The sequence below is a fragment of the Roseovarius sp. Pro17 genome, from assembly GCF_035599575.1.
Lineage (GTDB): Bacteria > Pseudomonadota > Alphaproteobacteria > Rhodobacterales > Rhodobacteraceae > Roseovarius.
Genome location: NZ_CP141179.1, coordinates 981721 through 1004194 on the forward strand (window position 1 = coordinate 981721; position 22474 = coordinate 1004194).

Genomic DNA, 22474 nt, shown 5'->3' on the forward strand with positions numbered 1-22474 from the left:
ATGTCCATCGACTGGATCACCGTTGCGGCGCAGATCGCCAACTTTCTGGTGCTGGTGTGGCTGCTCAAGCGGTTTCTCTACCGACCTATTCTGGACGGCATCGACGCGCGCGAGCGTCAGATTACCGAGCGTATGCAAGAGGCGGGCCGCATCCGCGCCGAGGCCGAGGCAGCCGAGGCCGAGCATCAGTTCGAAATCGCCCGGCTGAAGGCAGGGCGTGAGGGCGTGCTGGCCGAGGCGCGTAAGGAGGCCGAGCAGGAGCGCGATCAGATCCTGTCGACCGCCCGCGAGCAGACCGCCCGCGAGCATGCCGCGCGCGAGGAGGCGCGCACCGACGAGGCGCGCCGCTTTGCCGCCGATCTGGAACTGCGCGGCGCGTCGGCCTTGGTGGCCCTTTTGCGCAAGGCGCTGGGCGATCTTTCGGGCGAAACGCTGGAGGACCGCATCGTCGCCCGCGCGGCCGAGCGTTTGCCGGGCATGGCCGCTGATCTGGCGGATGCCGCGGGCGAAAGCCGCAAGGCGATCGTCACGACCCAAGCCCGGCTGCCGGACGATCTGCAAGCGCGGCTCAAGCGTGATATTAGGGACGCGATGCCGGATATCAACGTGCAGTTCCGCACTGATCCGGACCAATCGCCAGGTCTGGGCCTGCGCGTAGGCGGCGCGCAACTGGGGTGGACCGCAGATGCCTATGTGAATGGGTTGCAGGACATACTGGAAGGCGCGCGCCATGAAAGAGGGCAGTCCGATGCCGCATGAAAATGCCCTGTTGCAAGCCCTGCTGGATGCCCCCGCACCCCAGCCCGAACTAAGCGAGATCGGGCAGGTGACCGAGGTGGGCGACGGCATCGCCATCGTAAGCGGGCTGGCGCGCGCGCTGGTGGACGAAATGCTGGATTTCGGCAATGGCCTTATGGGCGTCGTCTTTGATCTGGAAGAGGGGCGCTTGGGCGTCGTGCTGTTGGGCGATGCGGGGCATGTCGTGCCGGGCACGGATGTGCGCCGCACTGGCAGGGTGGTCGCAGTGCCTGTTGGCCGTGCGCTACTGGGCCGGGTCGTGGATGCGCTGGGCCGTCCCCGCGATGGCGGCGCGCCGCCACAGACGGACCGCACCCGCCCCATCGAAATGGAAGCGCCCAGCATTCTGGATCGCGCGCCCGTAGCCCGCCCGTTGGCGACGGGACTGAAGGCCATCGATGCCGCCGTCCCCGTGGGGCTGGGGCAGCGCGAGCTGATTATCGGCGATCGCCAAACCGGCAAGACATCCATAGCGGTCGACACGATCCTGAACCAGAAGGGCACCAGCGTTCTGTGCGTCTATTGCGCTATCGGTCAGCGCGGCGATGCGGTGGCCAAGGTCATCGGTTCGATCCGCGACGGCGGCATGATGGATAAAACCGTGGTGATTTCGGCAGGCGACGAAGAGGCGCCGGGCCTGTCCTACGTCGCGCCCTACGCCGCCATGTCGATGGCCGAGGTCCTCGCCATGGGCGGCAATGATGTCGTCATCATCTTCGACGATCTGACGCATCACGCCCATTCCTACCGCGAATTGTCGCTGCTCTTGCGCCGCCCCCCAGGTCGTGAGGCGTTTCCGGGCGATATCTTCTTTGTGCATGCGCGCCTGCTGGAACGGGCGGGCCAGTTCGCTAATCATGCCGGGGGCGGGTCGATTACGGCGCTGCCGGTGGTGGAAACGCAGGCCGAAAACCTGTCGGCCTATATCCCGACGAACCTGATTTCGATCACCGATGGACAGATTTATCTCTCGCCCCGCCTCGTGCGCAGAAACCAGTTTCCGGCGGTCGATCTGGGCGTATCGGTCAGCCGCGTGGGCGGCAAGGCGCAGGCGCCTGCGTTCCGTGAGGTGGCAGGCAACCTGCGCGTGACCCTGTCGCAATTCGAAGAACTGGAAGAGTTCGCGCGCTTTGGAACGCGCCTTGACGACGATACACGCCACCGGCTGGCGCGTGGTGCAGCCGTGCGCGGGGCGCTACGTCAGCCCGAGCGTGATCCGATGGCTCCGGACGAGCAGTTGGCGGTTCTGCTGGCCGCGATGGGCGGCCTTCTGGACAATATGGACGAGGCCGAAATGGCCGTCGCGATGGCGGCCATTCGCGAGGATGTGCGCATCAATGTCAGCGAGACGGCGGACATCATCGCCTCCGATCGCAGTCTTGGCGACGAGGATCGCGCCCGCATCGTGAACGCCGCGCGTGCGGCAATCTCGGAGGCAGAACATGGCCCAGACGCTTGAACGCCTGACCCGGCGCACCGACACGATGCAAAGCATTCGTGGCATCGTGCGCACGATGAAGACGATGTCGGCCATCAACGCCGCCCCGTACGAGCAAGCGGCCGAGGCGATAGATGCCTGGCGCGATATCGTGCTGGACGGGCTGCACGCTTTCTTGCACTGCAACGGCCCATTGAAGCATAGGACTGTGGACGATCCGCAAAGGGTGCTGATCGTGATGGGGTCCGATCACGGCCTTTGTGGCAACTATAACGAGCTGTTGGCGCGTGAGGTCGTGCGCCAGCCCGACGTGGGCAGGGCGCAGGTCATCTGCGTCGGCGCGCAGATGCAGGATGCGCTTGGGGGCGAGGGGGTCACGCCTGTTACGACGTTGCTGCCGCCTGCCAATGCCGACGGGCTGATCCGGTTGGCGAGCCAGCTGGTCACACGGCTGGACACGGTGCGCGCAGAGGCCGGGCAGGGCGCTCTGGCTGCCGATCTGGTCTATACGCAGCGCGGCGCGCATGGTCTGCAATCGCCGGTCACGCAGGCGCTGCTGCCGCTCGATCCCGATATGCTGGACGCGCTCGCGCAGCGACCGTGGGTGTCGCGCAGCCTGCCGCAACATACGCTGCCGGCCCCCGATCTGTTGGCGGGGCTGGTGCGAAATCTGGTCTTTGCCACACTCTACCGCGCCGCGGCAGAGGCGCTGGTGACGGAAAACGCCGCCCGCCTTGCCCGGATGCAGCAGGCCGAGCAATCCGTCGATGAAAACCTGGAGGACTTGAAGGCCGAAACCCGCTCGGTCCGGCAAAGCGAGATCACGACCGAACTTCTGGATGTCATCGTCGGCTTCGAGGCGCTCAAAGGGCGGGATCGCCGCAAAAAGCGCAACCGCGCGGCCAGCCGCTAGGATTATGGGGTGGATGCAATGTTGGTACATCAGATCATGCGAACACGAGTTACAACCATCGGTCCGAACACCTCGGTGCGCGCGGCGGCGGCGTTGATGGGGGATCGTGATATCGGGATGCTTCCGGTTTGCCTGCGTGGCAAACCCATCGGGATCGTGACCGACCGCGATCTTGTGATCCGCCTTCTATCCAATCTGGGACCGGTCTCTGACGTGCCAGTTCGCAAGATTATGACGCGCCCTGTCATGGTCTGCCGCGCTGATTGCGATATCGTTCAGGCTGCGCGGCTGATGGGCGAGTGGCAGATTAGACGGCTTATGGTTTGCGACGAGGGCGGTCGCCTCGTCGGTGTCATATCCCTTGGCGACATCGCGCGCGACGCAAGCGAGGAATTGGCCGGGCAGGCCCTGGGCGAGACGGTCGAATGTCGTTGATCCGCTCAGGCCGGCAACGGCCACCTGATGAGAATTTCCTCCTTGAAGCGATCGAGATCGATATCGGCCAGCGCGCATAGCGCGGGCAGGTCGATCAACTCGATGGAGTGGCGATCAAAATGCCGGATCAGGCCACCAACCTCGAAACGCCGCATCGTGCGACAGACGTGGACGTTAGTCATCCCGGTGAATTCGCCGAACTTCTGCTGAGAGATCGGAAACTCAAATGCGGCGCCTTCGGTGCGGCCGACCGCCTGCAATCTGGTGTAGATTTCCAGCAGCGCATAGGCGATCCGGCTGGCGGCGCTGCCACGGCCCAGCCGCAAAAGGAGTTCGGACGTGCGCGATTGCGTCGTCAGGATCGACGCAGCCAGAACCTGACGCAATCGCGCCGAGGCCGCGCAAGGTCCGTTGGCGTCGTTGGGGCCGATCCGGATGTATTCGACATCGCTCAGCGCCTCCATTGTGGTGGCGGCGACGGCGACCATCTGGGTGCCGACGAGGGCGAAATCGCCGGGTAACATCATGTCGATGATTTGCACATCGCCCGATTGGAACGTCTTGGACAATGCGATCCAGCCGTCGAGCAGCAAAATGGAATAATCTGCAGCGTCGCTTTCGTGAACGAGAATTTCATCGCGCTTGGCATATCGGGTCCGGAAGGTGTCGTTGCCGACCAATATGCTCTTCAACGTGTTCTGAAGGCCGTTTGGCACGATCACCGGGCGATTGAGCATCAGTGCAATCCTATTGTGAAAACTACGAAAAATGAAAACTAGGAAATCATCTATGATGACAATAGGCGCTCAAGCTATGCGATCTAAGGGCCGTTTGGCGGGACACAACGTCACACCGGCGGTTTTCAGCCACTTTGGCACGGCGGGTCCTGCTGCAGCGGATTAAGACAGTCAGCCTCGCGTGCCACGTGTTTTGGTGTTGATGAATGATAGCGAAGCCGTGCGCGATGCGTGGGACGAAATCTCGGGTTCGCGCACTGGAAATTCTGACGAACAATCGCGATATTAAAACGAAGGCCGCCAACCGGAGGTCGAGACACTGGACGAAGCCGCGCAGCGAGAAATCTGGGCAGCAACATGCGGGACGAAACAAAGGGCGTAGTAAATGAGTGATGATCCCTACAAGGCCCTCGGTGTTCCCAAGGACGCGCCGCAGGCTGACATAAAGAAGGCCTACCGCAAGCTGGCCAAGACGCTCCATCCTGATCTGCATCCGGGCGACAAGGCCAAGGACGCCGAATTTCGGGCGATCTCTGCCGCCTATGAAATCATTGGCGACGCAGAGAAGCGCAAACGCTTTGATGCGGGCGAAATTGACGCCAGCGGACAGGAACGACCGGAACGGCAGTATTATCGGCAACATACCGGGGCTGACCCGATGGGCCGCTACGAGTCGGCCGAAGGCTATGGAGATTTCGAGGATGTTTCGGATATCTTTGCCGATCTCTTTGGCGGCCGAAGGCAGTCGCGCGGCGGGCAGGGCTTTGCCGCGCGTGGCGGCGATGTGCGCTATCGTCTGGACGTCGATTTCATGGATGCCGTGCGGGGCGCGAAACGCGCCGTGCCTTTGCCAGATGGCAGTGCGATTGACCTGACGATCCCGGTTGGGATCCGCGATGGCCAGACACTTCGTTTGCGCGGAAAAGGCCAGCCAGGCATGGGCGGTGGTCCGGCGGGCGACGCTTATGTGGAGATTGGCGTGGGCGCGCATCCGGTTTTTACGCGTGACGGAAACGACATCGAAGTCGAGGTCCCGATCGGGTTCGACGAGGCTGTTCTGGGCGCAAAGATCGAGGTTCCGACGCTGTCGGGCAAGGTGTCGATGAGTATTCCCAAAGGGGCCTCGACGGGACAGCGATTGCGGCTAAAGGGCAAAGGAATTGCACCTGCCAAGGGGGCCGCAGGTGATCAATACGTCCGCTTGCGGGTCGTGATGCCGCGCAAGATCGACACAAGAATGGAACAGATTGCGCAGGACTGGCGGGACAATGTAAGCGAAGACCCGCGCGCCGATCTTTGGAGGGCTGTATGATGTTGGGTGAACGCGATGTCTTGACCCGGGTTCGACGCGTGCGATTGCAAGAACTCAGATTCTGGGTGCAGGAAGGTTGGGTCAGGCCCGCCGAAAGTGACAACGGTCCCTCCTTTGACGAACTGGATTTGGCGCGTATCCGGCTGGTGCGTGACCTGCGCAAGGATTTGTCGCTACCCACCGATACGGTTCCAGTGATTTTGTCGCTGCTGGATCAGGTTCATGGGCTGCGGCGCGAATTGCGCAGTCTGGCCGATGCCGTGGACGCCCAGCCCGAGGAGACACGGCAGGCGATTGTCGCCGCGTATCGCAAGGGAATGACGCAACAGAAATGACGCGTGTTTTGTCCGTCAGCGGCATTCAGTGAACTGATATCAGTCCGCCTGTTGATGCCGATCAATTCGGGACTGCGCCAAGATCAATAGACTTGCTTGTTATATTCAAGAGGTGCGCAATGTTCTCCAGATCATTCAGGCTCATGTCGCTGATGGGTTTCGACGTGAAAATCGATCCAAGCTGGTTTTTGATAGCCGCCTTGATCACATGGAGCCTCGCGACGGGCTATTTTCCGTTCGTCGTGCCGGGCGGGACGCTGTTTGCCTATGTCGTCATGGCCTTGGCGGCGATGCTGCTGTTCTTTGGCTCTTTGATCCTGCACGAATTGGCGCATTCCGTTGTGGCGCGACGTTTCGGTATGAAAATCAAAGGGATCACCCTGTTCCTCTTTGGCGGTGTCGCCGAGCTGGGCGCGGAACCCGAAACCGCCAAGGCCGAGCTTTGGGTGGCGCTGGCCGGACCGGCGATGAGCATCGCCTTGGCAGCCCTGTTCTGGGTCGTCGAAATAATCGCTGTGCGACTGGAACTGCCGGACCCGGCGGCGGCGATATTCGGCTATCTTGCCCTGATCAATCTGGTTCTCGCCCTGTTCAATCTGCTTCCCGCTTTTCCGCTGGACGGCGGACGTGTCTTGCGCGCCTTGCTTTGGAAACGCCACGGCAACCTGCTTAAAGCGACGCGGGTGGCATCAATGTCCGGCACCATTCTGGCCTGGTTGCTGATCGCACTGGGATTGTTTTCGGTGGTTGGGGGCAGCGCGGTTGGTGGCATTTGGCAGGTCCTGATTGGGCTGTTTTTGCTTGGGGCGGCCAAGAACGCCTATCGTCAACAGCTGATGGCGACGGTGGTGACACACCAGACGGTAGGCGATTTGATGAGCCGGTCGGTCGTGACCACGGCACCCGAGCGGACCCTCATGAGCCTTGTCCATGATACTGTGTTGCGACATCGCTTCAGCTTTATCCCGGTGGTCGAGGAGGGGCGCTTGCTGGGCTACATTGATCTGGATACCGCCATGCTGACCGATCAGGAGAGTTGGCCTAGAACCCGCGTCGATGATGTGCTTATCGCCAGCGACGACAGCAACACGGCCAGCCCGGATATGACAGCCGAAGAGCTGATTGACCGTATGGCCGACTCAAATCGGCGCAAATACCTGGTCGCAGACGGCAAGCGATTGGTAGGCGTTATTTCGATGTCGGATCTGATCAACTATCTTGCCCTGACGAGGCAGGTTAGTGAGTTGTCGCGCGCAGGCGGATCGAAACCATCGACAGCAAGGGGGCAGAACGTTTGATGAGGGCCGCAAATCCCGCTGGCTATGCGCATTTGATGCCACCGCACGTCTGAGGGCTGGCCGGAGATGCCCGGCAAAGCCGCCGAGGGGGCGTGTCATCAGTGATGGGAATTGTCTGCCATGAGAGCCGGTTCACAAATCTTCTCTTTGGCCAAAGTCAAAGAGATATGGCCAACATTTTACGGACTCTTAATGAGCGTTAATGAATGTGGCCAGCGTTCCACGTTTCTTGGCAGAAATATACGCAAACTGGCGGACATGTCGCTGCATGCCGCGGAGGGTGCGCGTCGATGACAAGAAAAAGGAACGGCAAGCAGTCGAACCACTGACGTTAAATTTGAGCAAGGATGTGCAGGTCTATGACCAGAACATCTGATCCACCCGGTGGCGATGCTTGCAAAAATCCGATTGATGAACAGGATAGAAACGATGGCACAGTCAAACAAGAAACGTAAAGCGCAGAAAAGTAACGTTGCGCAGATGCGGCCCCGGCCCGAGGCAACGGACAAAAACAGCCCGCCCCGGATCAAAGCGCCAGAGTTTGATCCATCCAAAGAGCCGATTCCGCCAGAGCTGGGCCTGCACTGCGACCGGGTCAGGCCAGACAACTTCAGCACACAAAGTCTGGATCGTGCGTTAAAGGCGCAGCTCGCCCGCCTGACGATGGGGGTGACGCCGTTTGGATTGTCGACGAGTATCTTTAACTGGTGGATACATCTGGCCAGCTCGCCGGGAAAACAGGTGCAGTTGATGGAAAAGGCGGCCCGCAAAGCCGCGCGTTTTGCGATTGCTTCGGGCCAACAGGGCAGGGCAACTCCGTGCATCCTACCATTGGAACACGACAAGCGGTTCGACGCATCCGAATGGCAGCAATGGCCATACAACCTGATCTACCAGAACTTTCTGCTGACGCAGCAATGGTGGTACAATGCCACCAACGATATTGATGGCATGTCGCGACGCGACGAGCAGGTCGTGTCGTTCATCACGCGCCAAATCCTCGACATGATGTCGCCATCCAACAGGCTATGGACCAACCCCGAAGTGATCGCCCAGACCGTCAAAGAGGATGGTGCCAACCTTGTCCGTGGCTGGCAGAGCCTGATTGAGGATTTGGAGCGCACGATATCCGGCCAGCCAGCCGTCGGGTCAGAGGATTATCTGCCGGGCCGCGATGTGGCCGTGACGCCGGGCAAAGTCGTCTTTCGATCGCATTTGCTGGAGTTGATTCAGTATGCCCCCCAAACTGATGCTGTCACCTCCGAGCCGATCATGATCGTTCCGGCATGGATCATGAAATATTACATCCTTGATCTGTCGCCGCATAATTCACTGGTGCGCTATCTGGTCGAAAAAGGCTTCACCGTCTTTATGATTTCTTGGCGCAACCCCGATGCGCAGGATCGCGATCTGGGAATGAGTGACTACCTCAATGCGGTGGGTGAAGCGCTGGATGCCGTCAACCGTATCGTTCCGGACATGCCGATCCACGGCGTTGGATATTGTCTGGGCGGCACGCTTTTGTCGGCCAAGGCGGCGCAGATGGCGCGTGATCACGATGACCGGCTGAAAACCTTGTCCCTGCTCGCCGCTCAGATTGATTTCAAAGATCCAGGTGAATTGCAGCTGTTCATCAGCGAAAGCGAGGTGTCATTCCTGGAACACATGATGTGGGATCAGGGATATCTTGACACGAAACAGATGGCGGGGGCATTCCAACTGCTCCGATCAAGTGATCTGATCTGGTCGCGCTACGTGCATGAATTTCTGATGGGTAAACCGCAGCCGATGTTTGATCTGATGGCATGGAATGCCGATGCGACGCGTATGCCCTACAAGATGCATAGTGAATATCTGCGCAGCTTCTATCTGAACAACGAACTGTCGCAGGGCCAATATCAGGTCGGTGGCAGGCCCGTCGCGGTGACCGATATTTCGGCTCCGGTGTTCGGCGTTTCCACGACGGGTGATCATGTGGCACCTTGGCAGTCGGTCTATAAAATTCATCTGTTGATGGATACTGACGTCACATTTGTTCTGACCTCTGGGGGGCATAACGCCGGGATCGTCAGCGAACCCGGTCACGCGGGCCGCAGCTATCAAATCACGGCGACGCCGGATGGGGCCAACTATGTGGCACCCGAAGACTGGCGCGCGAACGCGCCGCTTGAGGAGGGATCGTGGTGGCCGGAACTGGTGACATGGCTGCGCGGCCATTCCAGCGGAACCGGAAAGCCACCCCAGATGGGTAGCGGTAAAAGCGGGGCCGCGCCATTGGGTGACGCGCCGGGCACTTACGTCTTTCAGCGCTGATTTTTGCGAAACGCGGCGCAACACTCATATGGCACGTTGTATTTCGGGCTATCCCTGCATCAGGTATAGCCCGAAACGCTTTGGCCGAGCTTCAAAGGATAGAATAAACATGAATGATGATGTCACTTCTCATACTCCATCTGGTTGGCGCCCCGACCGACTGGATCGACTTGAGCAGCTCGCGCGCGACGCTGGCGCGATCCGGGTCGCGGTTATCTATCCGGTGGACGGTCCCAGCCTGACCGGCGCGATCGAGAGCCAAAAAAGGGGCCTGATCGAGGCTGTTCTGATTGGCCCCGAGGCAAGGATCAGACAGGTGGCCGAGGAGGAGGGTCTGTCGCTCGGCAGCACGCAGATCATCGCGGCGGACACCCCGGAAAAGGCCGCCAGCATGGCCGTCGACCTCGCCATTTCCGGCAAGGTCGAAGGGCTCAAGAAGGGCGCGATAAAGACCAATATCCTGATGCATGCCGTCATTTCGGAAAAGGCAATGAGGACAGCCCGCCGGATGAGCCATGTCTTTGCGATCGATGTGTCCAGCTATGCGCGGCTGCTGTTCGTGTCGGATGCGGCAATCAACATCCGCCCCGACCTTGGCACGCTGCGCGATATTACTGCGAACGCCATTGACCTGACCCACGCGCTGGGGATTGAACGCCCCAAGGTCGCGCTGCTTTCGGCCTCGGAGAATATCAACGAAAAGATCGAGTCGACGATTTTCGCCGCCGCGATCTGCAAGATGGCCGATCGTGGCACGATTTCGGGCGCCGACGTCGACGGGCCGCTGGCCATGGACCTGGCGATTTCGCCCAAGGCGGCAGCGATCAAGGGGATCGTATCGAACGTTGCGGGTCATGCCGATATCCTGATCGTGCCGGATCTGGTGTCGGGCAATATTCTGGTCAAGGACCTCGATTATCTGGCCCAAGCTGAGACAGCCGGCATCGTCATGGGCGCCGCGGTGCCGATTGCCCTGACTAGCCGGGCCGACACCGTGGAACAACGCTGCGCGTCTGCCGCACTGGTCGTCCTCGTCGCCGCAGCAAGGAAAAAGGCGGAGGGCCTGATTAATGGCTGAAAAACTGGTCGTGACCTTCAACGCCGGATCGTCAAGTCTGCGCTGCGGTATCTTTCGCCAAAGTGAGGCTGGGCCCGTCCAGGTGCGAAATTTCCACATCCGTGGATTGCCGGACGAAATGGTGCTGACCGAAAAAGATCTGGTCGCTGGAACGCAGACGGAAACCGAACTGGGAACGCCGACAAGCGCAGACAGCGCCCATCCCGAAGCATTGGCCCATATGCTTGCGCGGCTGGATGAGGTATCGGGCCTTGGCACGATTGTCGCGTTCTCTCATCGCATCGTTCACGGTGGGGCAGACTACTTGGCACCCATTCTGATCGACGATGACGTTCTTGCGCAGCTCAAGACGCTCGAGCCTCTGGCACCCAGTCACCAACCGCACAACCTGCGCCCAATCCGGCAGGTCCAAGAGCATTATCCGGGCATCCCGCAGATTGGATGTTTCGACACCGCGTTTCACCGCACACAGCCGCGTCATGCGCAGATTTTCGGCCTTCCGCGCGCCCTGACGGAGGACGGCATCCTGCGCTATGGATTTCACGGCCTGTCCTACGATTATATCGCGCACAAGCTGGAACGCTCGTACCCCGATCTGGCAGCAAAGCGGATCATCGTGGCGCAGCTAGGGCGCGGGGTCAGCATGTGTGCGCTGAAAAACGGGCAAAGCATCGCCACGACGATGGGCCTGACGGCGCTGGACGGACTGCCGATGGGGGTGCGCTGCGGTGCGTTGGACCCCGGCGTAGTTCTGCATCTGATCATGGATCGTGGTCATAGTCCCGAAGAGGTGCGCGATATGCTGTACGAGCGGTCCGGCCTGCTGGGCGTGTCGGGGATCAGCGGTGAAATGAACGATCTACTGGCCAGTGACCGCACTGAGGCCGCTGAGGCGGTGGACTATTTTGTCTATCAATGCGGGCGCAATTTCGGATCGCTGGCGGCGGCATTGGGCGGGGTGGATGGCGTCGTCCTGACGGGCGGCATGGGCGAACACATTCCCGATTTGCGCGCGCGGCTGGTCAACGAACTGGCTTGGCTTGGGGCAGATCTGGACGAATCCGCGAACAGGGACGGTGGGCCATACCTGACCACCTCTCAGAGCCGTTTGCCGGTCTTAATGCTTCCAACGGACGAAGAGCGGGTTCTGGCGCGCCGGGCCTATGATCTGCTGGCGAGCGATGTTGGCCGCGATTACATGCGCGCCTGACAGCAGTAAACCGTCAGGTCACATTTGAATCAGAGGCAATAAAGCTAGAAAAGCTGCCGCCGAACCAACCTTGTTGCTCATCAGTCGCTCAACACCTTTGACGCACGATCACGAAAACCGTTTTCGGGCGCGCTTCATGGCTTCGCCCATTTCGTCCCACGCCGCCTCGACGCCAGACTTCATGTCTTTCCATGCCTCGCCCTGAGCGCGCTGCAACTCTTCCATCCGCGTCTCGGCCTTTTTCTGATGCTCGCGAAGCTCATCGACTTCTTGCATGTATTTCAGTCGCGCGTCGGCCTGCGCCTGTTCTGCCTTGGCGCGCAGCTTGGCGATCTGCGCCTTCCATTCGTCAAGCTGCGCTTGCAACTTGTCCTGATAGGCGTCTTTGCGATCCATCTCATCTACTCCTCAGCGTTCCGGTCAGACCGGGCTGGATTTGCTGGTTGTCGTTGCCTTTTTTGCGTTTTTGGCAGTTTCTTCCGTCGCCTCGACCTCGTTTTTAACAAGGGCCTCGGCGCATTGCGTCATCATCTCGGTGCAGTCTTTTGCATCTTCGGCCAAACGCTCCATCGAATGGGTTTGCCACTCGGTAAGTTCCTTTATGGCCTTTGCCGGATCATTCCCGCCTTCGGATACGATCCGCCTGCCAGCATCTATCAACGAACGTGTCGCATCCTGACGACGTTGGAACCAGATCGTTGAGAATTTTTCGATCTCATCAAAAAAGCGCTCCTGCGCTTGAAGAATGTGCTTTGTCTGCGGCGTGAGAAAGATCGGGTTTGCGGTGAAGAGAACCTGAGCCGCGTTGAGAGCGTTCTCCGTTGCGGCGGAGGTGTTTTCATGGCTTGTCATCTTGCTATCCTTTTTTCTAAAAATGCGGCCTTCCCCAAACGCTCACTTGTATTGCCGTGAGGCGCATTAACCGGCATCAACGTCCGGCATTTCGGCGTGGCGGCCTCGTGTGTAGCAGTCGCAGTATCGCTGCTATATGGTGTGACAGGTCCGGCATCATGCTGGCGTGATGACCGTTCACACCTATGGCGATCAATCAAACTATATCAGGATATAGTGCGATCAGTTCGTGGACGACTTTCACAAACTTCTGCTCAGCTGGCGTCAGGTCATCGGTCGGAGCATGAACAAGATGTACATCGGCACCAATTGGCTCGTCCGTGATCTTTAGTGGCCACAGCGCGCCGTCCTGGATATCGCCCGTTGCTGACATCAGTGGCAGAATACCGATCCCCAGACCTGCTACAATCATCCTGCGCACCTCTTCCATGTTGGTGCTGAGGCCGCTGATATGTTCACCCAGACGCGGGCCATCGCGCAGCATCGACATAGGCTCAAGGCCGGCGCCCTCGGTCGCGCAGGCGAATGAGATGAACGGCTCGCGCTGCACGTCCTCTATGCTGATGGTTTCCTGCCCGAATAGCGGGTGTTCAGCGCCGCAGAACAAAAGAAATTCCTCCCGGAACAGGCGGAGAGAACACAGATTGGGCACCGGCTGCGCCAGCAGGCAAAAGCCGACATTCACACGGCCTTCCTGAATACCTCGCACGATCACCTGACTGTTCTGGACCTCGCTTTGAAAGCTGACGGACGGGTGGCGCTGGTGAAACAGGCGCAGGATTTCGTCCAGCATCGGCGATGCCAGATTGCTGATGATCTGATAGCGCACCTCGCCGCTCTCACCTTCGGCTGCGCCGCGGATCAGCGACGCGATCCGCTCGGCACTGTGAAAGATGTCGCGGCATTCTTGATAAATCCTGTCGCCGCGCTGCGTCAGCTCAAAGTGACGGCTATCGCGAAACACCAACTGGCACCGCAGCTGTGTTTCCAGTTTTTGCAGGGCATTACTGACAGATGGTTGACTGAGGCCCAGACGCTTGGCAGCCTTGGTGATGCTCTTTTCCGTCGCGATCATGTAAAACATGCGCAGCAGGTTCCAGTTCAGGTCCGACTGTAGATTGGCATCCATTCTTTGTTATCCATCGGTTTCTGCGCCCCCGGCGGGCCGATCTCAGGTCGGACTCTTTCAGGGCTATACTTAATATAGTCATAGCCTATTTGACCGCGAGGCGCATGCAGGTTTTCCTTCCAGCCTGAGAAATTGCCATCAGGAGCAGGCATGAACGCTCATCTCGATCTGTCGGATATTGAAACCGCGACGCTGGGACACTTCCTAAGCGAAGGGTTCATGGTGCCGTCCATTCAGGGCCTTGCCCATGACCGCCGCGTGTTCGGCCCGGCGCTGACCGTGCGGATGCCCGGTGACGATGGTGCTGCCCTTGTTGAGGCATTGTCCATCGCGCAGCCGGGGCAGGTCATCGTGATTGATCGGTGCGGCGATCTGCGTCACGCCTGCTGGGGGGCTGTCACCACCAGCGCCGCCAAGGCGCGCGGCATCAAAGGGGCGGTCATCGACGGCTTTGTCACAGATCGCTCGGCGATTCTGGCGAACGATTTTCCGGTCTGGTGCCGGGGTCGCTCGCCCATCACCACCAAGCCGCGCGGGCTGTCGGGCGATGTGAACGTTCCGATAAACTGCGGCGGCACAGCCGTTCGCCCCGGCGACATGATACTGGCCGATGAAAGCGGCGTGGTCGTTTTGGACCCCGGAAAGGCCAAAGAATTTTGCGCGCGCGCGCGCCAGATGCAGCAGGATGAGATCGGAATTCTGGACCGGCTGCAAAATGGCGAAACGCTCGCCCAAATAACCAAGCGCGCAAAATAGCGCGCTCAGAAGCGGATAACCGCCACGCGACATAACTGAAAAAAGCCAACAGAGGACATCATGACACATCAAATTCCCAAGCGTTTCCTGACCGGCGTTGCGGCCCTTGCCGCCTCGCTGACCTTTGCAAACGGCACGCCCGCCATGGCGGACAAGGCCTCCAACACCCTCAACGTCGCCTTCGCCGCTGAGCCTGAGCCGCTGGATACCTACACGATTGCCGGACGGCAGGGCCTGATCCTCGCGCGTCACATCTATGACGGGCTGCTCTACAAGAACCTCGACACCGGCGAAATCGTCCCCGCACTGGCCGAAAGCTGGGAATTCACTGGCCCGCTGACCATGGAATTCACCCTGAGAAAGGGCGTCAAATTTCATAACGGCGCGGATTTTACAGCCGACGACGTGGTCGAGACGCTGAATACGGTCATCACACCCGAATACGGCACACGCTATTCGATCTCGGTCGACTGGATCGATAGCGTCGAAAAACTGGACGACCACAAGGTGCGCATCAACATGTCCAAGCCATTTGCCGGCGCGGTCGAGATGCTGGCAGATGCTCTGCCGATCTATCCGCATGAGTTCTTTGCCGAAAACGGCTCAGAAGGGATGGCGGCGACGCCAATCGGAACCGGCCCCTACAAGCTGGTCTCGCAAGATCCGGGCATCCGCTACGAGATGGAGCGGTTCGAGGACCACTACGAAGGCAGCCCCAAGAGCGGCGCGACCATCGACAAGATCATCGTGCGCACCATGCCGGAAATGAACACGCAATATGCCGAGTTGATGTCCGGCGATCTGGACTGGATCTGGCGCATCCCGCCCGATCAGGCCAAGCAGTTGGAGAGCCGCGTTCAGGTCATCAGCGCGCCGATCATGCGCATCGGCTATGTCGGCTTTGCCCCTGAATCGCTGGGTGGCGACAGCCCGATCGCCGACAAGCGGGTGCGCCAGGCGCTGATCCACGCCACCAACCGGGGCGCCATCACCGACGCCTTTGCCGGCGGCGCGTCCAAGGTGCTGAACACCGCCTGCAACCCCGCCCAGTTCGGCTGTGAGCAGGACGTGACCAGCTACGAGTACGATCCCGAAAAGGCGCGCGCCCTGCTGGCTGAGGCGGGCTATGCCGACGGGTTTGAGATGGAGATGGCCTTTGCCGCCATGCCGCGCCCGACCGCCGAGGCGATCGCGGCCGATCTGGCCAAGGTCGGCGTCACGCTGGTCCTGAACGAGCAGCAGTATTCGTCCGGTATCGGCAAATGGCGCGCCAAGGAACTGCCTGCGTTCTTTTCGAACTGGGGTAGCTATGGCATCGGCGATACCGCGTTCATCCTGTCGAACTTCTTTGGCGGTGGCGACGATGATCTGGTGCAGGATTCAGATCTGGCCGAGTGGTTGAGCGAGGCTGATACGGCCTCCGACCGCGACGTGCGCGCCGAGAACTACAGCCTCGCCGTCAAGAAGATCGCGGACGAGGCGTATTGGATGCCGATGTATAACTTCAACGTGAATTACGGTTTGTCCAACGACCTGAACTTTACGCCGCATCCCGACGAGTTCGCCCGTTGGTGGCAGTCCAGCTGGAAGTAAATCACGCGCGTAGGCATCGGGCCGGGCGGCATATCTGCCCTCCGGCCCCTTTACACGGGACCGCATCATGTTGGGCTACATCTCAAAACGACTGCTCGTCGCATTCTGCGTCTGCGCCACCGTGTCAGCGATCAGTTTCGCGCTGATGTTCCTGTCGGGCGATCCGGCCATCGCAATCGCCGGTGCAGGCGGGCGGGCGCAGGATGCCGATGCGGTACGCATCGCCTACGGCTTTGACCGCCCGATCGTGATCCAGTATCTCGATTGGGTTGGCAGCGCGCTGACCGGTGATCTGGGCCGCAGCATCTATTTCAATGTGCCCGTGACTGAAATTATCGGAAATCGCGTGGGCGTCACGCTGAAACTCGGCGTGCTTTCATTCCTGCTGGCGCTGGTCGTGGCGGTGCCGCTGGGCATTGCGGCGGCCCTCAGACCCAATGGCTGGATCGACCGTCTGGCGCTGATTCTGGCTGTGACCGGTCAGGCCATTCCCAGTTTCTGGCTGGGCCTCATGGCCATCGTCGTATTCGGCGTCTGGTATGGCTGGGTCCCCATTTCGGGCGCCGAAACGTGGCAAGGGTACATCCTGCCGGTGATAGTCCTCAGCTATTATGCGATGCCTGCCATGATGCGCATCACCCGGTCGGGCATGATCGACGTGCTGGCGACCGACTATATCCGTGCGGCCAAGGCCAAGGGCCTGCCGATGGGCACCGTCATCTTTCGCCACGCGCTGCGCAACGCGGTTCTGCCACTGGTGTCGCTGGCGGCGGTGCAACTGGGCCTGCTGCTGTCAGGCTCTATCGTGATCGAAAGCGTTTTCGCGCTGAACGGGCTGGGTCGGTTGGCTTGGGAATCCCTGCTGCGAAGTGACTTGCCGGTGGTGCAGGCGATCATCCTGATCCTGTCGCTGCTCTACGTCGCACTGACCACCTTCGCCGACATCCTGAACGCCGTGCTGGACCCCCGCCTGAGAGGAGCCGCCTGAGATGTCCGCCACCTCCGCAGAAACACGGCCCGCAACGGTCTGGCAGAAATCGCTGCGCAATTCCGGTGTGATGATCGGTGGCACGATCCTGGCTATCATCGTGCTGATCGCAATCTTTGCTCCGCTGATCGCGCCGCATGATCCGGTTGCGCAGGATCTGACGCGCCGTTTGCTGCCACCCTTCTGGCACGACCGTTCTGTTCCCGAGCATCTGCTGGGCACCGACCATCTGGGGCGCGATTACCTGTCGCGCATGATCTATGGAGCGCGCGTGTCGTTGGGTGTAGGGCTTGGAGTGATCCTCGTGTCGGGCGCGATCGGGGTGACGATGGGCTTGCTGGCGGGCTATTTCGGCGGCTGGGTGGATATGGTCATCAGCTTTGCGATCACGACGCGGCTGTCGCTGCCTATCGTGCTGGTCGCGCTGGCCGCTGTGGCGCTGGGTGGTGCATCGCTGACGACGTTGATCACGGTGCTGGGCCTGCTGCTGTGGGACCGCTTTGCTGTTGTCAGCCGCGCCGCCGCGCAAAGCCTGCGACATCAGGAATTCATCATGGGCCTGCGCGCTATCGGCGCCAGCCGTGCGCGCATATTGTTTCTCGAAATCCTGCCGAACATGCAAAGCATGATCCTGGTCGTGGTGACGCTAGAGGTCGCGAACGTTATCCTTCTTGAGGCTGCTCTGTCGTTCCTCGGCCTTGGCGTGCGCCCGCCCACCCCGTCATGGGGGCTGATGATTTCCGAAGGGCGCGACAACATTCTGTTCGACCCGTGGCTGATCGCGATGCCCGGCTCGGCGCTGTGCCTGCTGGTCCTTGCCGTGAACCTCTTTGGCGACGGCATGCGCGACGTGACGGGACCAGCAAGAAAATGACCGAGATGTTGCTGGATATCCAGAACCTGCGGGTTTCATTACCTACTGAGCGTGGGCTGTTAAACGCCGTGCGCGGCATCGACCTGCAAATCGCGCGCGGAGATACGCTGTGTCTGGTCGGGGAATCGGGCTGTGGCAAATCGCTGACCGCGATGGCGATCATGGGCCTGCTGCCCCGCTATGCCAAGGTGACGACGGACCATTTCGAGATGGCAGGCCAGAACCTGGCAGGCAAAGGCCACTCAAAGCTGGCGCAGATGCGCGGGCGTGAGGTCGCCATGATCTTTCAGGATCCGACCAGCTCCCTGAACCCTACGCTGACCGTCGGGCGGCAACTGACCGAAGGCGTGATGCGCTCTGAACGGCTGAGCCGTGTCCAAGCAAACCAGCGCGCCATCGAGATGCTGGACCGGGTCGGGATATCCAATCCGTCCGCGCGACTGACGCAATACCCGCACGCGTTTTCCGGTGGCCAGCGTCAGCGCATAATGATCGCATCGGCCCTGATGGGGCGTCCGCGCCTCTTGATCGCGGACGAGCCGACGACGGCGCTGGACGTGACCATTCAGGCCCAGATATTGGGCGTCCTGGGCGAGTTGCAATCCGATCTGGGCCTTTCGCTGCTGCTGATCACGCATGACCTTGGCGTCGTGGCCGCCATCGCCACCGACGTGGCCGTGATGTATGCCGGACGCATCGCCGAACTGGCCCCGGCCAAGGATTTGTTCCGTGCGCCCCTGCATCCCTACACCCAAGGTTTACTACGCGCGATTCCGGTGCCGGGCGTGACACCACGCGGCAGCGAACTGCCTGCCATTCCGGGGCGCGTTCCCGGACTGATCGGCACCATGCAAGGCTGTGCCTTTCGCGACCGATGCGCGCTGGCAGGCCCGGAATGCGCAGTTGACCCCGTGCCGCGGCACGTCCGCGGACCGGGTCAATTCGTTGAGTGTTACAAGGCAACCGAAACGGAGGCGGCGCAATGAGCGTTCCGATGATCCGTCTGAGCGGCATCCGCAAAACGTTTCGCCTGCGCCGCCGCCTTTTGGCCCGGCCCGAGGAGTTGGTGGCAGTGAATGATCTGTCGCTAGATGTGGCCGAGGGCGAAACGCTGGGCTTGGTTGGTGAATCCGGCTGTGGCAAAAGCACTGCGGTCAGCATCATGCTGGGCCTGATGCAGCCTGATTCCGGCACGGTCGAGATCGCCGGGCAGCCGATTGGCAAGATGTCCGTCTCGGATCGCGTTCGGCTGATACAGCCGATCTTTCAGGATCCAAACGCCTCGCTGAACCCGGTCAAGCGCATCCGTTCCCTGATCGCGCAACCCCTGCGCCTGCATGGCGGCGCGGATGAGCAAACCGAAGTCGCGCGGATGCTGGACCTCGTCGGCCTTCCCACGCGCCTCGCCGATGCCTACCCGGCCGAGCTTTCGGGTGGTCAGCGCCAGCGCGTGGCGATCGCCCGCGCGCTGATCCTGAAGCCCCGCGTTCTGATTTGCGACGAACCTACGTCGGCGCTGGACGTGTCGGTGCAGGCGCAGATCATCAACCTGCTGCTGGCGCTCAAGGCCGAGTTGGGCCTGACGATGGTTTTCGTCAGTCACAACCTCGCCGTCGTCGAGCATTTGGCCGATAGGGTCGCGGTCATGTATCTTGGCCAGAAAATCGAAGAGGCTGAAACCGAGGCGATTTTTGAACTTGCGCAACACCCATACACTCGGGCGCTGTTGGCTGCGACGCTGGTACCACAGCCCGGCATCGGCCTTCCCAAACTCGAACTTGGGGCTGCTGCGGCAGACCCGTTCGCAATCTCCGAGGGATGCCTGTTCGCGCCGCGCTGCCCCGATGTGCGCGACAGTTGCCGCAACACCCCGCAGGAGTTGCGCACATTGAACGGTGCCCTCGTTCGCTGCGAACGGGCGTAAGGGATGTCTGATCCCTCAGTGGGATCAGAGCAGGCGTCAGCGCACGACCAAAACCGGGATCGGACTGTGGCTGACGACCTCGGAAGTCTGGCTGCCCAGCAGCAGTCTGCTGACACCGCGCCGCCCGTGCGAGGCCATGACGATCAGATCGCATCCAAGGCTTTTGGCCGTATCCACAATCGCTTCGGCGGCTGAGTCGTTGACGTCCTGACGGGTGGTGATCTCGACGTCATGTTTTTTGGCGACTGCCTTGGCGGCCGTCAGCGCGTCTTCGGCATGGCGTTTTTGAGCGGTGCTCCAGGAATCCAATGTCGCTGCACTTTGCAGCGGATAGGGCTGGCTGACCGTAACCACCGTGACCTTGCTGCCGGCTTCCTTTGCGAAACCAATTCCGTGCTCAATCCCTCTCAGGGCAAGTTCGGATCCGTCAGTCGAAATCAGAATGTGCTTGTACATGTTTTTCTCTCCCCATGTTGCACGACACTGTGACAGCTATTTCAGTCAATACCTTGACATGGCGCAAGTAAAATCCGGACTGGTCGCAGCGAGGGTTTCCGTCTTTGTCGCAATATTCCAGGGCAATTGTATCAGCGCCACACAGCGCGACGGCCCGGGGCAGGAGGCGTTGGATTCGGATTAGCAAACGGCTATCTTGTCCTTGATATCTAAAGAGTTGCCCCTTTTGCGGCTGCTATATTTTTGCCACATATTCCGGCTAGTTTGCAGCAGGGTCATTTCACACGTTTGAAGAGAGCGGATATTTTACAACATACTCAAAGTGGTTTCTCTTTTGAGAAAAACTAGATTGGTAAGGTAACGAGGTATCGATATGGTCGTCGGCTATTTGATTGTTGGTATACTGCTAGGTACAATTTGTGCCGCGATCAGCCTTTTTCTGGGGTCGTCCGTTTTGTGGGCGATAGTCATCTACTGCACTGCGGGAGGTCTATGTACGTTGCTCTCAGCCGTTATGGTGCACGCTCGGTCAATACCTACGGAGCGAAGAACCGCAAAAATCAAGCCGTAGCGCCGCTCAGTGTTGGTGCACGCGCGTCATCGGGATATGGACTGATCTCCTCGCTTTAGATGAGACTATCCTGCACATCACACCCTTGCATCTGAACAGCCAAAGCGAGCGCGATCCAACGTTGTCACGTTGAAAATTGCGGCCCGACGCGCAGAAGATGCGCGGCCGGTGATCCGATTTGCGCGCGATCTCTTCGTCGCTTGCCTCCTTCGTCGAACATCAGACTAACCCCAGATCACAGCCGCTTTGGAGCGATTATGTCAGTCTAGCCAAACATCACCAACGCCCCTGCTATGCCCATAGGTATCGCCAAATGGGATAATACTAACTTGATATAATGTTTGACTCGAATCCCAATGCTCCGTAGCTTTTGGTCAAGGCAAGAATTTAAGAACAGTCAAATTGTCTCACTTGCCAACACGGAGGAGATCTAATGACCCGATTTCGCACAGGGACAGCAATTGCTGCCTGCCTTGGCCTTATGGCCGGCAATGCAGCGGCCGCCCCCGAATTTAAACTGAAGTTTGCCAATGTTGATGCACCGCAGAGTATCGGCGGTCACGGCACACAGGTCTTCGCCGATTGCGTCGCAGAGAAAAGCGATGGCCGCGTCGAGATCCAGATTTTTCCGTCGGGCGCTCTTGGTGGGCAGTCGGACAACCTTGAGTCCGTACGCACTGATCTGCTGGACCTGACCAATGTCGTATCACCTATTGTGACGGTGGATCCGCTATTGTCGGTGTTCACGCTTCCCTACGTTTTTCGGGATCGCGACCATGTCGCCAATGTTCTGAACGGAGAGGTTGGCGAACTGGTTTCCAGCAGGCTCCTAGAGCGCGACCTCGTGGTCCTTGGATATTGGGAGGGCGGCTTTCGCCAGATCACGAACAACGTCAGACCGATCAACGTGCCGGGCGATTTGGAGGGTATCAAGATCCGAACGCCTAGCGATCCGACCCGCATCATGCTGTTTGATGCGATGGGCGCAAGCGCCGCAGCGCTGCCGTGGTCCGAAGTCTACAGCGCCCTACAAACGGGCGTATTTGACGGTCAGGAAAATCCGGCGCTCTACGTCGAAGATGCAAGTTTCTTTGAAGTGCAGAAATATCTGTCATTCACATCACACGTCTATGGCGTCAGCTATCTTCTGATGTCGCCGGGGGCCTACGCCAAGCTGCCGCAGGATCTGCAGGATGTCGCCCATGAGTGTGGCCGCGTTTCAGCGGAGGCAACGATCGAATACGGTCAAAAAGCCGATGCCGAAGCGGCAGACAAGGCCACCGAGCGCGGCATGGAGGTGAACGACGCCGACATTCCCGCCTTCATCGCCGTGGCCCGACCATTGCACGGGCAGATGATCGAAAAAATCCTGAAAGGCGACGATGTTCAGACGGCCAACGAGCTGCTGAAGACAATCGAGAACACGCAGTAGCGTCTCTCTGATCGCTTGGACGGGGGGTGTTT

Annotated in this window: 22 protein-coding genes; 17 read left to right on the forward strand and 5 right to left on the reverse strand. The window is 59.9% G+C overall.

The window, feature by feature from the left end:
- The 4 genes from U3654_RS04785 to U3654_RS04800 are packed head-to-tail and all read left to right on the forward strand — an operon-like array spanning position 1 to position 3584.
- Positions 1 to 759, forward strand: coding sequence for a F0F1 ATP synthase subunit B (locus tag U3654_RS04785; RefSeq protein WP_324754215.1), 759 nt, complete (start codon positions 1 to 3; stop codon positions 757 to 759).
- Positions 731 to 2257 (forward strand): F0F1 ATP synthase subunit alpha, encoded by a 1527-nt coding sequence (locus U3654_RS04790; protein ID WP_324754216.1) that lies wholly within the window; start codon positions 731 to 733, stop codon positions 2255 to 2257. Before U3654_RS04785 ends, U3654_RS04790 begins: the two co-directional genes overlap by 29 nt.
- The gene (locus tag U3654_RS04795) at positions 2241 to 3149 is read left to right on the forward strand and encodes a FoF1 ATP synthase subunit gamma (protein WP_324754217.1); all 909 of its coding nucleotides are present in this window, start codon (positions 2241 to 2243) and stop codon (positions 3147 to 3149) included. The genes U3654_RS04790 and U3654_RS04795 overlap by 17 nt, the downstream gene beginning before the upstream one ends.
- A gap of 36 nt (positions 3150 to 3185) precedes the next feature.
- Positions 3186 to 3584: a CBS domain-containing protein gene (locus U3654_RS04800; protein ID WP_324754218.1), complete on the forward strand. Its 399-nt coding sequence runs from the start codon at positions 3186 to 3188 to the stop codon at positions 3582 to 3584.
- A 5-nt stretch (positions 3585 to 3589) separates the two neighbouring features.
- On the opposite strand, the gene U3654_RS04805 is transcribed toward U3654_RS04800, so the two are convergent.
- Positions 3590 to 4321, reverse strand: coding sequence for a Crp/Fnr family transcriptional regulator (locus U3654_RS04805; protein WP_324754219.1), 732 nt, complete (start codon positions 4319 to 4321; stop codon positions 3590 to 3592).
- Positions 4322 to 4706: 385 nt separating this feature from the next.
- Here U3654_RS04805 and U3654_RS04810 point away from each other — a divergent pair, with 385 nt between their 5' ends.
- The 6 genes from U3654_RS04810 to U3654_RS04835 all read left to right on the forward strand — a co-directional run bounded on the left by U3654_RS04810 (position 4707) and on the right by U3654_RS04835 (position 11867).
- Positions 4707 to 5633: a J domain-containing protein gene (locus U3654_RS04810; protein ID WP_324754220.1), complete on the forward strand. Its 927-nt coding sequence runs from the start codon at positions 4707 to 4709 to the stop codon at positions 5631 to 5633.
- Complete coding sequence (locus U3654_RS04815; protein ID WP_324754221.1) at positions 5630 to 5968, forward strand: chaperone modulator CbpM; 339 nt, start codon at positions 5630 to 5632, stop codon at positions 5966 to 5968. Before U3654_RS04810 ends, U3654_RS04815 begins: the two co-directional genes overlap by 4 nt.
- Positions 5969 to 6087: 119 nt before the next feature.
- A complete protein-coding gene (locus U3654_RS04820) occupies positions 6088 to 7266 on the forward strand; it encodes a site-2 protease family protein (RefSeq protein WP_324754222.1) in 1179 nt (392 codons plus the stop codon).
- A gap of 429 nt (positions 7267 to 7695) precedes the next feature.
- Positions 7696 to 9579, forward strand: a complete 1884-nt coding sequence (locus U3654_RS04825; RefSeq protein ID WP_324754223.1) for a PHA/PHB synthase family protein — start codon at positions 7696 to 7698, stop codon at positions 9577 to 9579.
- Positions 9580 to 9688: 109 nt separating this feature from the next.
- On the forward strand, positions 9689 to 10657 hold the full coding sequence (locus tag U3654_RS04830; RefSeq protein WP_324754224.1) for a bifunctional enoyl-CoA hydratase/phosphate acetyltransferase: 969 nt from the start codon (positions 9689 to 9691) through the stop codon (positions 10655 to 10657).
- On the forward strand, positions 10650 to 11867 hold the full coding sequence (locus tag U3654_RS04835) for an acetate/propionate family kinase (protein WP_324754225.1): 1218 nt from the start codon (positions 10650 to 10652) through the stop codon (positions 11865 to 11867). The genes U3654_RS04830 and U3654_RS04835 overlap by 8 nt, the downstream gene beginning before the upstream one ends.
- A gap of 108 nt (positions 11868 to 11975) precedes the next feature.
- Here the strand turns inward: U3654_RS04835 and U3654_RS04840 are convergent, their stop codons facing one another.
- The 3 genes from U3654_RS04840 to U3654_RS04850 all read right to left on the reverse strand — a co-directional run bounded on the left by U3654_RS04840 (position 11976) and on the right by U3654_RS04850 (position 13848).
- Positions 11976 to 12263 carry a coiled coil domain-containing protein gene (locus U3654_RS04840; RefSeq protein ID WP_324754226.1) on the reverse strand — a complete coding sequence of 96 codons (288 nt, stop codon included), beginning with the start codon at positions 12261 to 12263 and terminating at the stop codon, positions 11976 to 11978.
- 24 nt (positions 12264 to 12287) lie between these two features.
- Positions 12288 to 12719 carry a hypothetical protein gene (locus tag U3654_RS04845; protein ID WP_324754227.1) on the reverse strand — a complete coding sequence of 144 codons (432 nt, stop codon included), beginning with the start codon at positions 12717 to 12719 and terminating at the stop codon, positions 12288 to 12290.
- Between the two features lie 196 nt (positions 12720 to 12915).
- Positions 12916 to 13848 carry a LysR family transcriptional regulator gene (locus tag U3654_RS04850; protein WP_324754228.1) on the reverse strand — a complete coding sequence of 311 codons (933 nt, stop codon included), beginning with the start codon at positions 13846 to 13848 and terminating at the stop codon, positions 12916 to 12918.
- A gap of 150 nt (positions 13849 to 13998) precedes the next feature.
- Between U3654_RS04850 and U3654_RS04855 the strand changes: the two genes are divergently transcribed.
- The 6 genes from U3654_RS04855 (at position 13999) to U3654_RS04880 (ending at position 19983) form a co-directional block, all read left to right on the forward strand.
- Positions 13999 to 14604 carry an RraA family protein gene (locus U3654_RS04855; RefSeq protein WP_324754229.1) on the forward strand — a complete coding sequence of 202 codons (606 nt, stop codon included), beginning with the start codon at positions 13999 to 14001 and terminating at the stop codon, positions 14602 to 14604.
- 60 nt (positions 14605 to 14664) lie between these two features.
- Positions 14665 to 16197 carry an ABC transporter substrate-binding protein gene (locus tag U3654_RS04860; RefSeq protein WP_324754230.1) on the forward strand — a complete coding sequence of 511 codons (1533 nt, stop codon included), beginning with the start codon at positions 14665 to 14667 and terminating at the stop codon, positions 16195 to 16197.
- Between the two features lie 67 nt (positions 16198 to 16264).
- A complete protein-coding gene (locus U3654_RS04865) occupies positions 16265 to 17185 on the forward strand; it encodes an ABC transporter permease (protein WP_324754231.1) in 921 nt (306 codons plus the stop codon).
- 1 nt (position 17186) lies between these two features.
- Positions 17187 to 18059, forward strand: a complete 873-nt coding sequence (locus U3654_RS04870; RefSeq protein ID WP_324754232.1) for an ABC transporter permease — start codon at positions 17187 to 17189, stop codon at positions 18057 to 18059.
- Positions 18056 to 19045: an ABC transporter ATP-binding protein gene (locus U3654_RS04875; RefSeq protein ID WP_324754233.1), complete on the forward strand. Its 990-nt coding sequence runs from the start codon at positions 18056 to 18058 to the stop codon at positions 19043 to 19045. Before U3654_RS04870 ends, U3654_RS04875 begins: the two co-directional genes overlap by 4 nt.
- Positions 19042 to 19983: an oligopeptide/dipeptide ABC transporter ATP-binding protein gene (locus U3654_RS04880; protein ID WP_324754234.1), complete on the forward strand. Its 942-nt coding sequence runs from the start codon at positions 19042 to 19044 to the stop codon at positions 19981 to 19983. The genes U3654_RS04875 and U3654_RS04880 overlap by 4 nt, the downstream gene beginning before the upstream one ends.
- A 36-nt stretch (positions 19984 to 20019) precedes the next feature.
- Here the strand turns inward: U3654_RS04880 and U3654_RS04885 are convergent, their stop codons facing one another.
- Complete coding sequence (locus U3654_RS04885; RefSeq protein ID WP_324754235.1) at positions 20020 to 20439, reverse strand: universal stress protein; 420 nt, start codon at positions 20437 to 20439, stop codon at positions 20020 to 20022.
- 1004 nt (positions 20440 to 21443) lie between these two features.
- Between U3654_RS04885 and U3654_RS04890 the strand changes: the two genes are divergently transcribed.
- Positions 21444 to 22442, forward strand: a complete 999-nt coding sequence (locus tag U3654_RS04890; RefSeq protein ID WP_324754236.1) for a TRAP transporter substrate-binding protein — start codon at positions 21444 to 21446, stop codon at positions 22440 to 22442.
- The last annotated feature ends 32 nt before the right edge of the window (positions 22443 to 22474 follow it).